This is a genomic window from Corynebacterium sp. sy039, assembly GCF_007904105.1.
In the GTDB taxonomy this organism is placed as follows: Bacteria; Actinomycetota; Actinomycetes; order Mycobacteriales; family Mycobacteriaceae; genus Corynebacterium.
The window spans coordinates 1,160,767-1,176,488 of the sequence record NZ_CP042325.1; the positions used below are offsets into that span (position 1 = coordinate 1,160,767).

14 protein-coding genes are annotated in these 15,722 nt (G+C 45.2%); 5 read left to right on the forward strand and 9 right to left on the reverse strand.

What is annotated here, in order from left to right; all coding sequences use genetic code 11:
• Positions 1-290: 290 nt before the first annotated feature.
• Positions 291-785, reverse strand: coding sequence for a DUF6676 family protein (locus tag FQV43_RS05250; RefSeq protein WP_146339312.1), 495 nt, complete (start codon positions 783-785; stop codon positions 291-293).
• A 268-nt stretch (positions 786-1,053) separates the two neighbouring features.
• On the opposite strand from FQV43_RS05250, the gene can reads away from it, so the two are divergent.
• The 5 genes from can (at position 1,054) to FQV43_RS05275 (ending at position 7,153) form a co-directional block, all read left to right on the forward strand.
• Positions 1,054-3,876, forward strand: coding sequence for an aconitate hydratase (can, locus tag FQV43_RS05255; RefSeq protein WP_144272911.1), 2,823 nt, complete (start codon positions 1,054-1,056; stop codon positions 3,874-3,876).
• A gap of 144 nt (positions 3,877-4,020) precedes the next feature.
• Complete coding sequence (locus tag FQV43_RS05260; protein WP_144272912.1) at positions 4,021-4,587, forward strand: TetR/AcrR family transcriptional regulator; 567 nt, start codon at positions 4,021-4,023, stop codon at positions 4,585-4,587.
• 66 nt (positions 4,588-4,653) lie between these two features.
• A complete protein-coding gene (locus tag FQV43_RS05265; protein ID WP_146339313.1) occupies positions 4,654-5,412 on the forward strand; it encodes a glutamine amidotransferase in 759 nt (252 codons plus the stop codon).
• A gap of 71 nt (positions 5,413-5,483) precedes the next feature.
• Complete coding sequence (locus FQV43_RS05270; RefSeq protein ID WP_144272914.1) at positions 5,484-5,753, forward strand: ACT domain-containing protein; 270 nt, start codon at positions 5,484-5,486, stop codon at positions 5,751-5,753.
• Between the two features lie 44 nt (positions 5,754-5,797).
• Positions 5,798-7,153, forward strand: coding sequence for a PFL family protein (locus FQV43_RS05275; protein WP_371710863.1), 1,356 nt, complete (start codon positions 5,798-5,800; stop codon positions 7,151-7,153).
• Between the two features lie 266 nt (positions 7,154-7,419).
• Here FQV43_RS05275 and FQV43_RS05280 read toward each other — a convergent pair whose 3' ends face one another.
• The 8 genes from FQV43_RS05280 to FQV43_RS05315 all read right to left on the reverse strand — a co-directional run bounded on the left by FQV43_RS05280 (position 7,420) and on the right by FQV43_RS05315 (position 15,539).
• A complete protein-coding gene (locus FQV43_RS05280) occupies positions 7,420-9,051 on the reverse strand; it encodes an ABC-F family ATP-binding cassette domain-containing protein (RefSeq protein ID WP_144272916.1) in 1,632 nt (543 codons plus the stop codon).
• Positions 9,052-9,100: 49 nt separating this feature from the next.
• A complete protein-coding gene (locus FQV43_RS05285; protein ID WP_371710937.1) occupies positions 9,101-9,490 on the reverse strand; it encodes a metal-sulfur cluster assembly factor in 390 nt (129 codons plus the stop codon).
• Positions 9,491-9,523: 33 nt separating this feature from the next.
• The gene (gene sufU / locus FQV43_RS05290) at positions 9,524-9,970 is read right to left on the reverse strand and encodes a Fe-S cluster assembly sulfur transfer protein SufU (RefSeq protein ID WP_146339317.1); all 447 of its coding nucleotides are present in this window, start codon (positions 9,968-9,970) and stop codon (positions 9,524-9,526) included.
• Positions 9,970-11,256: an aminotransferase class V-fold PLP-dependent enzyme gene (locus tag FQV43_RS05295; RefSeq protein WP_146340428.1), complete on the reverse strand. Its 1,287-nt coding sequence runs from the start codon at positions 11,254-11,256 to the stop codon at positions 9,970-9,972. Before FQV43_RS05295 ends, sufU begins: the two co-directional genes overlap by 1 nt.
• Positions 11,257-11,386: 130 nt before the next feature.
• Positions 11,387-12,145: a Fe-S cluster assembly ATPase SufC gene (sufC, locus tag FQV43_RS05300; RefSeq protein WP_144272919.1), complete on the reverse strand. Its 759-nt coding sequence runs from the start codon at positions 12,143-12,145 to the stop codon at positions 11,387-11,389.
• 40 nt (positions 12,146-12,185) lie between these two features.
• On the reverse strand, positions 12,186-13,376 hold the full coding sequence (gene sufD / locus FQV43_RS05305; protein WP_146339319.1) for a Fe-S cluster assembly protein SufD: 1,191 nt from the start codon (positions 13,374-13,376) through the stop codon (positions 12,186-12,188).
• A 5-nt stretch (positions 13,377-13,381) separates the two neighbouring features.
• A complete protein-coding gene (sufB, locus tag FQV43_RS05310; RefSeq protein WP_146339321.1) occupies positions 13,382-14,806 on the reverse strand; it encodes a Fe-S cluster assembly protein SufB in 1,425 nt (474 codons plus the stop codon).
• A 13-nt stretch (positions 14,807-14,819) separates the two neighbouring features.
• On the reverse strand, positions 14,820-15,539 hold the full coding sequence (locus tag FQV43_RS05315) for a metalloregulator ArsR/SmtB family transcription factor (RefSeq protein WP_144272922.1): 720 nt from the start codon (positions 15,537-15,539) through the stop codon (positions 14,820-14,822).
• Between the last annotated feature and the right edge of the window lie 183 nt (positions 15,540-15,722).

Here is a 15,722-nt window from a genome sequence, read left to right on the forward strand (position 1 = left end):
CAAGCTTCTGAAATCGACTCATGAGTCAATGTGTTAAACATTAGATTATTTACTTAGCATTTTCCTCATTAGCTTCATGAGTTACCTTGATTCACAGTAGTAACAATAGAAACTTTTGCCCCTTGAGCTGCATAAATGAGATAGCTATTTTTTTAGTGATAAAAGTCACATAGCATCACAGTGGCGCTCTTTTAGATATAGTCAAGTCTACAAGGTAGACAAAACCCTCTTGACTGGATACGTCAAGAGGGTTTAAGACCTAGGCAGTAAGTGCAATAACGCGGATATGCTTAAACATTATCGCGCAAGGAGTGCGGAGTTAATCGTCGCAAGAAAATAAGAGTGCCCACAATAGCCAGCACAACGATCAATACTGCCGATGATAATAAGACTGTCCCTGGTACAGGATCGTCAAGTATATGATCCACCAACTGAGTTGTTGCGCGTGGGAAATCCGGTTTGCCAAGAAAATCCACTTGAGCCGATTCAACCTCAGCTCTGGAGTATTTGCTACTCATCACCGCCCCCGTGCCAGGGGAAATAAAAATAAGCGTTTCTACCTCAGAGTTATCAAGTAAATGCTGGGCGGTATCACGCACTTCGGTTCCTTTTAGTTCTGTATCGCTAAGAATGACGGCCCCCAACTCACCAAACCCACGATTCTGTGCGTCAACAATAGATTCACGCATAGCGTCATTGAGCGGCGCATTATATTCATCGAAAGCTACGTGATCCTCATTTAACTGCGTGATTAGCCCTTCAAGATCAACGCTATTAGGAATCATTGGCTCTATACTCTCACAATCAAAACTTCTACAACATTTACCATTGCTAAGCATATATAAGTTCAAGGAAAAAGCGGCTAACCAATTGGGGGTGTCTAATTCGGCAACAGTACGCCTGTATTGTTAAACTATGCGTCAGGCGACGTTATTGTCTGGTAAGTCAATAACGATGGCATGCATATCACATGAATACCAGCCGTTCGTGTGTGAACAGATTAATCCAAACTGATCACCTATTTATCTGACAATTATCTGAAGTGGAGCAACTGTGACTGAAAGCAAGAACTCCTTTAATGCCAAGCAAAAGCTTGAAGTTGGCAATAAGTCATATGACTATTTCGCACTCAATGCGGTTGCAGGCATGGAGAAACTACCGTATTCCTTAAAAGTTCTCGGTGAGAACCTTTTGCGCACGGAAGACGGTGCAAACATCACTACCGAGCATATCGAAGCTATTGCAAACTGGGATCCAACTGCTGAACCAAGCATCGAAATTCAGTTCACACCTGCCCGTGTTCTTATGCAGGACTTTACAGGTGTGCCTTGTGTTGTCGATTTGGCAACCATGCGTGAAGCTGTGAAAACTCTTGGCGGAGATCCAGACAAAGTTAACCCGCTTAATCCAGCAGAAATGGTTATCGATCACTCTGTTATCGTTGAAGCATTTGGTTCTTCTGACGCATTAAAACAGAATGTTGACATTGAATATGAACGCAACGAGGAACGCTATCAGTTCTTGCGTTGGGGTGCAGAGAACTTTTCTAATTTCCGTGTGGTACCACCTGGAACAGGAATTGTGCACCAGGTAAACATTGAGTATCTTGCTCGCGTTGTCTTCGATAATGAAGGACTCGCTTATCCAGATACCTGTATCGGTACCGACTCTCACACCACTATGGAAAATGGTCTTGGTATTCTTGGCTGGGGTGTTGGTGGTATTGAGGCTGAGGCTGCAATGCTTGGTCAGCCAGTCTCTATGTTGATTCCAAAAGTTGTTGGTTTCAAGCTCACTGGAGAAATCCCTGCCGGTGTTACCGCAACCGACGTGGTATTGACCATTACCGATATGTTGCGCCAGCATGGTGTAGTACAGAAATTCGTTGAATTCTACGGCAATGGTGTGAAGTCAATTCCACTAGCTAACCGTGCAACCATTGGTAATATGTCCCCAGAGTTCGGTTCTACTTGTGCGATCTTCCCTATTGACGAAGAAACCACAAAGTATATGCACCTTACGGGTCGTCCAGAAGAGCAGATTGCACTTGTTGAGGCATACGCAAAAGCACAGGGAATGTGGCTTGAGCAAGATGCGCCAGAAGCTGAATACTCTGAGTACCTTGAACTTGATCTATCAACTGTTAAGCCTTCCATCGCTGGTCCAAAGCGTCCACAAGATCGTATTTTGCTCGATGAAGCTAAAGAGCAGTTCCGTAAAGATCTTGGTACATACACTAGCGACGAAGTATGCGTTGATGATTCTCTGCCAGCAAAGAAGATGGAAAGCGAAGGCGGCGACGTCGAAAATGTAGAGGAAACTCCAGCTGAGGTAGCTGGGTATAACTCTTCACGTCGTGGTGCAGGTGAATCCGCAGCTGCAGGAGCTAAAGGACGTCCATCAAATCCAATTACTGTTCAGTCACCAAATGGTGGTTCCTATACTCTCGATCACGGTATGGTCGCTATTGCGTCTATCACCTCATGTACGAACACCTCTAACCCTTCTGTAATGATTGGTGCTGGTCTGATTGCACGTAAGGCTGCGCAAAAAGGTCTTAAGGCTAAACCATGGGTAAAGACCATCTGTGCTCCTGGTTCCCAGGTCGTTGATGGTTACTACCAACGCGCAGACTTGTGGAAAGACCTAGAAGCTCTTGGCTTCTACCTCTCTGGTTTCGGATGTACTACCTGTATCGGTAACTCTGGTCCACTGCCAGATGAAGTATCAGAAGCAATTAACAAGAATGACTTAGCAGCTACTGCTGTGCTTTCTGGTAACCGTAACTTCGAGGGTCGCATTTCTCCAGACGTGAAAATGAACTACCTCGCATCTCCAATCATGGTTATCGCTTATGCTATTGCCGGTACCATGGACTTTGATTTCAATACTCAGCCGCTTGGTCAAGACCAAGAAGGTAACGATGTATTCCTCAAGGATATCTGGCCTTCTACTGAGGAGATTGAAGAAACTATTGCGCAGGCTATTTCTCGTGAACTCTATGAAGCAGATTATGCAGATGTATTTAAGGGTGATGAGCAATGGCAAAACCTTGATATCCCAACAGGAAAGACATTCGAGTGGGATGAATCATCTACATACATCCGTAAAGCTCCTTACTTCGATGACATGGGACTTGAGCCAGAACCAGTCAGCGACATCAAAGGTGCACGCGTCCTCGCTAAACTTGGTGACTCAGTAACTACTGACCACATTTCCCCTGCTTCATCGATCAAGCCAGGTACCCCTGCAGCTCAGTATCTTGATGCTAATGGTGTGGAACGTAATGATTACAACTCCCTTGGTTCCCGTCGCGGTAATCACGAAGTAATGATGCGCGGTACTTTTGCCAATATCCGTTTGCAGAACCAGCTGGTTGATATTGCAGGTGGCTATACTCGTGACTTCACTCAAGAAGGCGCTCCACAGGCATTCATCTTCGACGCCTGCCAGAACTACAAGGCACAAAATATCCCATTGGTAGTCATCGCCGGTAAAGAATATGGTACTGGTTCTTCTCGTGACTGGGCAGCGAAGGGAACCAACCTTCTAGGTGTTCGTGCAGTGATTACTGAATCTTTTGAGCGTATCCACCGTTCTAACCTCATCGGTATGGGTGTCATTCCACTGCAGTTCCCTGCTGGTCAGTCGCATGAATCACTCGGCTTAGACGGTACAGAGGTATTCGATATTACTGGTATTGAAGAACTCAACAATGGTATTACGCCTAAGACAGTTCATGTCACAGCAACCAAGGAATCTGGTGAAAAAGTAGAGTTCGATGCTGATGTTCGTATCGATACACCAGGTGAAGCTGATTACTTCCGTCATGGTGGTATCTTGCAATACGTCTTGCGTCAAATGATTAAAGGCTAAACCTTTTCGTTCTTCGTCAAGGTTTTGCTAAACGCATAACGCATAAAGACAATTGGGCTGTACCAACTCAATTGGTGCAGCCCATCTCTTTATACTTTCTTTTATCTCAAACCTCATTCTTTTATGAAAGGATCCTAGTCGTCAATGCCAGTAGTCAGTAGCACTGAACTTGTACAACGACGTGATGAGATCCTTGAAGGTGCACGCCGCTGTTTCGCCGAACACGGCTATGAAGGTGCAACAGTTCGCTTGCTAGAAGATGCAATCGGAAAATCTCGTGGCGCAATTTTCCATCACTTTGGCGATAAGGAAAATCTTTTTCTTGCACTCGCCAGACAAGACGCAGCACGCATGGCCGATATTATTGCCCGACAAGGGCTTATCGAAGTCATGCGCGATATTCTTGCACATCCCAATCGCCATGATTGGCTGATAACACGTCTAGAAATCTCAAAAATGCTCCGCACCGATCCACAATTTCGCGCGAAATGGCATAGTCACCAGCAAATACTTGACCAGGCGATTCATCAACGTCTCAAGGACAATGCTAACAAGGGCACTATGCGTACTGATATGCCCATCGAAGTATTGCACACTTATTTAGAAACTGTCTTGGATGGGTTTATCTCACGCTTAGCTACTACTGGAGTAACGGAAGATCTAAGCTCTGTTCTGGATTTAGTTGAAGAATCCATCCGTCGCCCCCAGTAAGCAGTAACCAAGCATCAGCCCCCCTTTTCCCTCTTGTCCCCTATTTCAGCTAAGGCATTAGTTTTCATGGCTACTTCATCTGCACCTTTTCTTGTCATCTCGTTGCGCTCAGATTCAGAGCTAGAGACTAACGTCGCACAAGCTGAATTAGCTGACATCATCCGAACCACCCAATTACCTTCAGACTATTTTGATCACAAGCAACTTGCAGATATTCATACCTCCATCGGTGATATCACTCAGTACAAAGGCATTATTGTGGGTGGTAGCTCATTAAATATCAGCACAACACACTATGAAATATGGCAACAACATATCCATCGGGAGCTCACACACCTGATTCATAATCCAGAAAAAATTCCAGTTTTTCTCATTTGTTTCGGTGCTAGCTGGCTTGCCGACGCCACGGGTGGGACAGTAGACCAATCCTTTAGTGAATCCTCAGGTCCTACTCTAGTAGAGCTCACTGATGCCGGTCGTAAGGACCCGCTGACAAAAACTTTGCCCACTACTTTCCACGCGTTAACAGGTCATACTGAAAATATCGCGCACATAAGTTCGCAACTGACAGTACTAGCGACAGGAAAAACCTGCCCTGTTCAGCTTATTCGCTACAGCGATCATGTATGGGCAAGTCAATTCCATGCTGAAATGGATGCTCAGGCATTACAAACGCGCATGGACTTCTTTTGGGACTATGGATATTTTTCTCCCGAAGATTATGACTCCATAGTAGCTGCGCTACCTGCAGTTACTACTACTCATTCTCATGCTGTGCTACAAAACTTTTTAGACTTTGCACTACGCGATCAGGATGTAGCATAAATCAGTATTTTTCTTATCTGTTTACTGCTGTTCATACGCATAAATTTCCCTGGGTAGCCTACCATAGACATATGTTTGCCATTATGACTGTTACTGGTGCTGATCACACAGGAATTATTGCTGCTGTCGCTACTGCATGTGCAGAATTAAATGTAAATATCAACAATGTCTCCCAAACCCTCATGGATGGATATTTCACCATGATTTTGCACGTTTCCTTTGATGAAGCCACCACAGATATTAGCGATATCCAAGAAAAAATGGCTAAGGTTGAGCAACAAGAAAGACTGGTTATCAGAATCCAGTCTCAAGAAATTTTTGACGCAATGAACTCCATCTAAGTTTTTTAGATCATAGCTACAGGGCATAAACACCAATGAATATCATGCATTCCAATCAAAATATTCTCGATACCATTGACATGATCGAGAAGTATCGTCTCGATATTCGTACTGTCACAATGGGTATCTCCTTACTTGATTGTGTCCGTACCGATATGCAGCACACCTGTGCAGCAGTCTATGACAAAATAGTCACGAAAGCTCACAATCTAGTAGCACAATGTGAGCAAATTGAACGCGAGCTTGGTATCCCTATTGTTAATAAACGCATTGCTGTTACTCCCATTGCACTGCTCAATCAAAACGTGAGTGGGAGCTGCGTCGACATTGCAAAAAGCCTTAACCGCGCAGCACATGAAGTAGGTGTGAATTTTATTGGTGGGTACTCAGCTCTTGTCGAAAAAGGCATGACCCCTGGAGATACCGCACTCATAGAATCTATACCTGAGGCGCTAAGTGAAACAGACATCGTGTGTTCCTCGGTAAATATCGCATCTTCGCGTGCCGGTATCAATATGGACGCGGTTGCTAAGATGGGTCAGGTTATCAAAGATGCTGCTGAGCTAACTAAAAATGACAGTGCTATCGCGTGTGCAAAACTCGTTGTTTTTGCAAATGCAGTTGGTGATAACCCCTTCATGGCTGGTGCGTTTCATGGTGTAGAGGAACCAGATTGCGTCGTCAGTGTCGGTGTTTCTGGACCAGGTGTTGTTAATCGTGCCTTAGGCAACCTCGATAACGCGAGTCTTGACCAGGTTGCTGAGGAGATTAAAAAAGCAGCTTTCAAGATTACCCGTGCTGGTCAATTAGTAGGCACTCTTGCGTCACAACGGCTTGATGTCCCATTTGGCATCGTGGATCTTTCCTTAGCACCAACAGCTGAATTAGGAGATTCAGTTGCACATATTATGGAGCATATGGGGCTAGCACAAGTTGGTACCCACGGCACCACTGCTGCATTAGCGTTGCTTAACGACGCTGTGAAAAAAGGCGGTATGATGGCATGTTCTCGTGTCGGTGGCTTATCTGGATCTTTTATTCCTGTCTCTGAAGATAAAGGTATGATTGATGCAGTACGTGCCGGGTCTATCAGCATTGACAAACTTGAGGCGATGACTTCCATCTGCTCAGTTGGACTTGATATGGTCGCTATACCTGGCGATACTTCTGCTGAACTTATTGCTGGCATGATTGCTGATGAAGCAGCTATTGGCGTAATGAATCATAAAACCACAGCGGTGCGTGTTATTCCTGTTCCTGGTTCTCAACCTGGGGATGAAATCAACTTTGGTGGATTACTAGGATATGCCCCGGTTATTCCAGTTTCTACCGTGGATAACTCAGAGTTTATTCGTCGTGGAGGTTTTATTCCTGCACCTGTTCATGGTTTCCGAAACTAACCTTTCCCCATCAAACGCTTGTGTTATTTTATTGCTGTACTTAAAAAGCTCAGCGGCCCCACAACACTGACCACTGTGGTAACAAACCACCACGTGCGCTTATTACCACGAATTTTTGTTGCAGGTAAATGATACAAAAAGTGCCAAGCAATAGCTTTTGTACATATATCTGCAGCAAACACTACACAAAAAATACGCTTGGATCGTGATAGAGAACGCCACCAAGAGTGCAGAAAATCCATAATCACGTTCAGCCTTTCTGTTCCTTAAGCTAATTCCACGATGTCCATGTACTCATCATTCCATAGGTCTTCATCGCCATCTGGCAACACGATAACCCGTTCTGGTTCCAATGCTTTTACTGCACCAGGATCATGTGTTACAAGGACTACCGCGCCTTCATAAGTACGTAATGCGTCGAGGACTTGTTCACGAGAAATGGGATCTAAGTTATTTGTTGGCTCATCCAGTAACAACACATTTGCTCGTGAAGATACTAGAGCAGCAAGGGCTAATCGGGTTTTTTCGCCACCCGACAATGTGCCAGCTGGCTGTTGTAATTGTTCGCCGGAAAACATAAACGCTCCCAATAGACCACGTAAATCTTGTTCTCCTGCTTCAGGACACGCATGCACCGTGTTTTCCCATACGGTCTTGGTTGGATCGATAGTGTCATGTTCCTGCGCAAAATAACCAATTTTGAGCCCATGCCCCGTTACAATGCCGCCTTCGCCGTCAGTACGCTCTACCCCAGCCAAGAGCTTAAGCAATGTGGTTTTTCCTGCACCATTAAACCCGAGCACTACCACTCTGGATCCCTTATCAATTGCCAAATCAACACCGGCAAAGACTTCAAGAGAACCATACATCTTTGTTAAGCCCTTGGCGTAGAGAGGGGTTTTTCCGCAAGGAGCCGGAGTAGGAAAAGAAATATGTGCAACGCGATCAGCCACACGTACTTCATCTAGTTGAGTCATCATACGCTCAGCACGAGCTAACATTTGTTTCGCAGCAGCAGCCTTTGTTGCTTTCGCCCCAAGTTTTGCTGCCTGGCTACGCAATGCACTTGCTTTCTTCTCTGCATTTGCGCGTTCACGCCGTCGACGTGCCTCATCTGTTGCACGTGCTTGTTTATATTTACTAAAACTCATATTGTAAATATCTGCTTCAGCGCGCACTGCATCAAGAAACCACACTTTATTGCATACTTCACCAAGCAATTCAACATCATGCGAAATCAGAATTAAACCGCCCTCATGCTTTTTGAGGAAACTTCGCAACCAATTAATAGAATCAGCGTCTAAATGGTTTGTTGGCTCATCAAGGAGCAGAATCGTATCAGACTTACCTGCGCCAGCTGTTGCAGAAAAAAGAATATGCGCTAATTCTACTCGTCTGCGTTGTCCACCAGAAAGAGTATGCAATTCTTGTTCCAAGATACGCGCTGGCAATCCAAGGTTGTCACAAATTTGTGCGCATTCTGCGTCAGCTTCATAACCACCTAATTGATGAAATTGCTCTTCTAGGCGTGAGTATTTAGCAATAGCTTTATCACGCTGCGATACATCGTCGGTTTGCTCCATAATAGCTTGTTGACGATCCATCGAGATGCGAATTTTATCCAACCCACGAGCAGCAAGTACCCGTTGTTTTGCTGTTTGTTGAAGATTTCCTTCACGAGAATCTTGTGGCAAATATCCAATAGCTCCTGAGCGCGTAATACTACCGCCATAGGGCTGAGTTTCACCAGCAAGAATACGCATCGTTGTCGTTTTTCCTGCACCATTGCGACCAACTAGTCCGATCCGATCCCCTGCTTGCACTCGAAGATGTTGCCCGGGAGCATGGAGCAATGTTCGAGCACCAACACGCACCTCAAGATCATTGGTCACTATCATAATGTGTCATCGTACAGCAATGATGTTCTGCTGCATTCCTTTCTAAAAATTAAACAGAAAAGCCCAGTGCGCGTAGTTGCTCTCGACCCTCTTCAGTGATCATGTGTGGCCCCCAAGGCGGCATCCATACCCAATTCAATACCAATTTATCTACCACGCCACGACCAACAACCGCGTCTTGTGCCTGATCTTCTAGAACATCAGTTAATGGACAAGCTGGTGAGGTAAGGGTCATATTGATATGTGCTTCGTTCTCATTTTCGATCCAGATATCATAGACCAAACCTAAATCAACAACATTGATCCCTAACTCTGGATCAATCACATCACGCATATATTCTTCGACATCACTTGCTTTTGCAAGATCTGCTTCACTTTGTGGCGGTTTTTCTTGTTCTAGTGGCTCAGCACTGTCTAGGTGCACATTATCCTCAGTCATCATTATTTTCCTTACTGCGTGCTTATTGTGTGGTTAATTTTCTTCTAGTGATTGAGTTGTCGCTGCTTGAAATGCTTTCCACCCTAATAGCGCGCATTTCACCCTCGCTGGGTACTTAGCAACACCGGAAAAAGCAATGCCATCTCCGATAAGATCTTCATCACCACTGTACTGCCCCTTAGAAGTAATCATTTTCTCAAAATCGGCTAATTTTTCCATTGCTTCTGCAACGGGCAAACCAATTATTTCTTCTGCCATGACAGAGGTCGATGCTTGGCTAATAGAACAGCCTTGCGCGTCATAAGAAACATCTTGAACCGTAGCTTTGTCGTCGGAAAGCAAAACGCGAAGCGTGATCTCATCACCACAGGTTGGGTTAACGTGATGTACTTCAGAATTAAAATCTTCTCTTAAGCCACAATGCTGTGGATTTTTATAATGATCAAGGATCACTTCTTGATACATGGATTCAATATTCACTATTTAGACTCGATTCCCCAAAATTGTTTTGCTTTTTCTATTGCCGCAACAAGCTGATCGATTTCTGCAAAGGTGTTATAGAAATAAAAAGATGCCCGCGCACTAGCCTGTATGTGAGAAGCACGATGCACTGGCCAAGCACAATGATGTCCTACGCGAATACATATGCCTTGGTCATCAAGCAATTGTCCAAGATCATGAGGATGAATACCCTCGACGCTAAAGCTGATAGCTCCACCACGCGCATCAGAAACCGCAGGACCTATGATTTTCAAGTGCTCAATGCCCTGCAATTTCTCCAAGGCATAGCTTGTGAGTTGATGCTCATAGGCAGCGATATTATCCATACCAATTTCGCTAAGAAAATCTACTGCAGCACCAAGCCCAACCACCTGACTCGTCATTTGAGTACCCGCCTCAAATCGCTGTGGAATACTAGCATAGGTAGCTTTCTCCATGGTCACTACCTCAATCATGGAACCGCCTGTCAAAAATGGTGGAAGCAATTGAGCAAGCTCAGCCTTTATATATAACACACCTACCCCAGTAGGACCACACATCTTGTGTCCCGAAAACGCTGCAAAATCAACATCTAATTGATGAAAATCTACTGGCATATGCGGCACAGATTGGCACGCGTCCAACACGACTAGGGCATTGACTGCCCTAGCACGGCGTACTACTTCTGCTACATCAGTAACTGCACCAGTAACATTGGATTGATGGGTGACTGCAACAACTTTAACGCTGTCATCTAATTCAAGGGAATCAAGGTCAATACGGCCATCATCAGTTAGCTTATACCAACGCAATGTTGCTCCAGTGCGTCGGCATGCTTCTTGCCAAGGAATAAGATTTGCATGATGCTCTAACTCACTAACCACCACAGTATCTTCGGCAGTAAGGGTCAGCTGCCCGCTACGATCATCAGACAGCGCATAAGAAACCAAGTTCAATGCCTCTGTAGCATTCTTAGTGAAGGCAATCTCATGGTTATCCGCCCCCACAAAACGTGCGATTTTCTCACGGGCAGTCTCATACGCATCTGTTGCTTCTTCTGCAAGTTGATATGCCCCACGATGAACAGGTGCATTTGTGTGCAGGACAAAATTTTCCTCAGCGCGCCATACTCGCTCAGGACGCTGTGCAGTAGCTCCTGAATCAAGGTAGACCAAAGGGTTATCGCCACGAACAGTCCGTGAAAAAATGGGAAACTCTTGTCTTAATGCGTGCACATCTATACAAGCCTGTTGCTGCTGTTCCTGAGCAGTCAATGTAGCTGACATATTCATCTCAACTCTTTTAGTAGAAGTTATATTCCCCAAGTACCTTGGTGGCATGCTCCATGCAGTAGAGCATGCCAGTGCCATGATGTACTAAAGCACAGTGTGCGCCTACTTGCTCAAAGCAGGTTTCCTATCCAAGGAAACGATCATAACCATGAGCTTCTAGCTCATCAGCGAGTTCAGGACCACCAGAGGTAATAATCTGTCCGTTAGCAAATACATGGACAAAATCAGGCTGCACATAATTTAAGATTCGCTTATAGTGCGTAATCATGAGAATACCGCCACCAGTTTGCTCTTGATAACGATTTATTCCCTCAGAAACAATGCGCAATGCATCGACATCAAGACCAGAGTCGGTTTCATCCATAACAGCAAATTTTGGCTTGAGCAGATCTAGTTGCAAAACCTCATGGCGCTTTTTCTCACCACCAGAAAAGCCTTCATTAACGCTGCGTTCAGAAAATTCTTTAGCAATAGACAACTGTTCTTGTGCTCCACGCACCTCTTTCACCCATTCACGTAATTTCGGTGCTTCACCACGAATCGCAGTGGCAGCAGAGCGCAAGAAGTTTGCCATAGACACACCAGGGATTTCAGTAGGATACTGCATAGCAAGAAATAGACCAGCTCGAGCACGCTCGTCCACTTCAAGATCCAGCAAATTAGTGCCGTCGAGTAGCACTTCTCCTTCGGTGATTTCATAGCGAGGATGACCGGCAAGAGTATATGCCAATGTGGATTTTCCAGAACCATTTGGTCCCATTATTGCATGAGTTTCACCAGAATTGATGGTGAGATTAACTCCCTTGAGGATTGGTTTCGGCTCTGCATTTTCGTCGTTCGGAATAACCTGGGCGTGAAGGTTACGAATTTCTAAAGTACTCATTATTACACTTTCAGTTTTGCAAAAGTTATGGATAAGGATTTTATTGTTCTTGACGAGCGCGTAATGTTTCTAGTTCATTACTTACGCGATCTTCTAGTTCCTCACGAATTTCATCTACTGGGATTCGACCAATGACCTCTGAAAAGAATCCGCGTACGATCAAACGACGAGCTTCTTCAGGAGGAATACCACGTGATTTGAGGTAGAACTCTTGCTCATCGTCAAAACGACCAACAGTAGCAGCGTGACCAGCCCCTGCTATTTCTCCAGTTTCGATTTCTAGATTAGGAACTGCATCAGCACGCGCACCTTCGGTGAGCACTAGATTACGATTTGCCTCATAGGTATCTGTTCCTTGTGCATCAGAACGGATAAGCACATCACCAACCCAAGCAGTACGTGCTTCTGGCTTCGCCGAAGTAGGATCTGCCTGCAACGCACCTTTATAGAGCACATTGGAACGACAATTTGGTACCGCATGATCTACCAAAAGTCGCTGCTCAAAGAATTGACCGTCGTCGGCAAAATAAACACCAAGCATTTCAGCGTCGCCCCCAGGTGCATCAAAACGCACACGTGGGATAAGGCGGACGACATCGCCGCCAAATACAGCAGCAGTATGACGCAAGGTTGCATCACGTCCCAGAACAGCTTGTTGCCCAGATAAATGAACTGCGTCATCTGCCCAGGAAGCATCGACGATCACACTGAGTTTTGCATTATCAGCAATGAGAAACTCGACGTTATCCGCGTGAGTACCAGAACCTGAATACCGCAAATCAACAATTGCTTCAGCGCCTTTTTCCACCTCAACAACAATGTGTGCAAAAGACGTGACCTCTGTTCCTTGACCGGTAACTCGAATTTCCACAGGTTCAGTATTGATAGAATCTGCAGAAAAACGAATATGGTGAGCACATTCTGCAGCACTAAAGGCTTGGGCTCCTACTCGATCAATGGGAGCACCCGTCGCACCAACTTTTTTGTCATCCATTGCCAGTTGAGTAGTGCTCACTCCCTGTGCAGTAGATGGAATGGTGATATTCACATCAGGAGCAACTGCTGAAGCAAACTCTGAGTTATGAAGTCCACGGAGACGACGCAATGGCACAAAGCGCCATACTTCGTCTTTACCACTAGGTATAGCGAAATCTTCAACCTTGAACGAGCTGAATAGATCGCCCTTTGTGTTATGCACTGTGGCATTTTGTGGAGTAAGTGATGATGTCATGATGCTTATCCCACTGATCCTTCCATCTGCAATTCGATAAGTCGATTAAGTTCCAGGGCATACTCCATAGGAAGTTCTTTAGCAATAGGCTCCACAAAGCCACGAACGATCATTGCCATTGCTTCATCTTCTGCAATGCCACGAGACATAAGATAGAAAAGCTGTTCCTCTGATACTTGAGATACTGTAGCTTCGTGCCCTAAGGATACGTGATCATTACGAATATCATTGTAGGGATAGGTATCCGAACGAGAAATATTATCCACCAGCAACGCATCACACTCAACATTTGATGTTGAATGATGCGCATTAGCATTGATTCTCACCAGACCACGGTACGCAGCACGGCCACCTGCACGGGCAACGGACTTAGACACAATGTTAGAACTTGTGTGCGGTGCCATATGAACCATTTTCGCACCAGTGTCCTGGAATTGCCCCTCACCGGCGAAGGCAACAGATAGTACCTCGCCCTTTGCATACGGACCTGTCATCCATACGGCAGGGTATTTCATGGTCACCTTGGAGCCGATATTTCCATCAACCCATTCCATCGTGGCGCCTTCTTCACACTTGGTGCGCTTAGTCACCAAGTTGTAGACGTTATTGGACCAGTTCTGGATAGTGGTGTAACGGCAACGGCCACCCTTTTTCACGATGATCTCTACCACTGCAGAGTGGAGGGAATCTGTTTTGTAAATGGGGGCTGTGCAACCTTCTACATAGTGCACATAAGCGTCCTCATCGACGATGATGAGCGTGCGCTCAAATTGTCCCATGTTTTCCGTGTTGATACGGAAGTAGGCCTGCAAAGGAATATCAACGTGCACGCCTTTAGGAACATAAATAAACGATCCACCTGACCATACAGCAGTGTTCAGCGCGGAGAATTTATTATCGCCTGCGGGAATAACAGAGCCGAAGTATTCTTGGAATAACTCAGGATGTTCGCGCAAACCGGTATCGGTGTCTAAGAATATAACGCCTTGCTTTTCTAAATCTTCACGAATCTGGTGGTAGACAACCTCTGATTCATACTGGGCAGCCACGCCAGCAACAAGGCGCTGTTTTTCTGCCTCGGGAATACCTAATTTGTCATAAGTATTTTTAATGTCTTCAGGTAAATCTTCCCATGACGTAGCCTGCTTTTCAGTAGAGCGCACAAAGTATTTGATGTTGTCGAAATCAATATCGCTAAGATCAGCACCCCAAGTTGGAAGCGGTTTTTTATCAAAAATGCTTAATGCTTTAAGACGTTGCTCTAGCATCCATTCCGGCTCATTTTTTTTCGCGGAAATATCGCGCACAACTTCTTCATTAAGACCACGGCGTGCCGAGAAACCAGCCGCATCGGAGTCATGCCAGCCATAATTATATGGACCAATTGATTCAATAATTTCATCATCAGTCGTTGGTGTTGTCTGAGTCATGACCGCTCCTTTCTCAGGGAAATACAGGTGAGTGTAAATCAGTAGTTATAGCTTTAATAGGGATATTTGTAGTACAGATACCATTTCCATCTGCGATGGAGGCTAAGGGCTGCACATGATAACCAAGGATATCGGAAATTGCTTCATGCTCTGCTTGGCACAACTCAGGAAATTGTGCAGCAACATGAGCTACTGGACAATGATGCTGGCATATCTGCACTCCCTGTCCTGCATTATCAATAGATGCTGTATATCCATGAGAGCTAAATGCCGCCACGATCGCTTCAATTGCTTTCTCGACATACTGTGCATCTTCTTTATTAGGTAACACAGCAGTTTCAAGTATTTCGGTTGCGCGTCGATAAGCAAAATCATCAAGTGCTTGTTGTCCACCGATTTGCTTCAACGACGATAAGGCAGCCGCAGCAAGAACATCATAGTGATGTCCAAACTTACTTCTGCCGTAATCGGTAAGCCGATATACTCGCGCTGGTCGACCTCGCTTTTTTCCTGACTGAGCACTGCGTACAGTTGTGAGGTTATCTGTTGCTTCAGCAATTCCATTATCCACAAGGCTATCAAGGTGTCTACGTATTCCAGTGGCTGATAGTCCAAGAATTTTCCCTAATTCACCAGCAGAAATAGGGCCGTGTTGCAACAGGATCTTCATGATCTGCCTGCGTGTTTCCCCTTCAGTGGAACGAGAATCGGCATGTGCAACAGGATTATTCATGGCGCTATGTCACCTCCTTGTAATAGACCTGCTACTAGAGTACGCCATTTATCACTTTTAGCAACATTAGTGTTACCTAAATAAAATAAGGAATTATCATCGTGCCCCTATCTTCTATTCATCATCTATTTATCATCCGCTTCAACGTGAACCGACTACGACTGCATAGTCATCATAGTTATC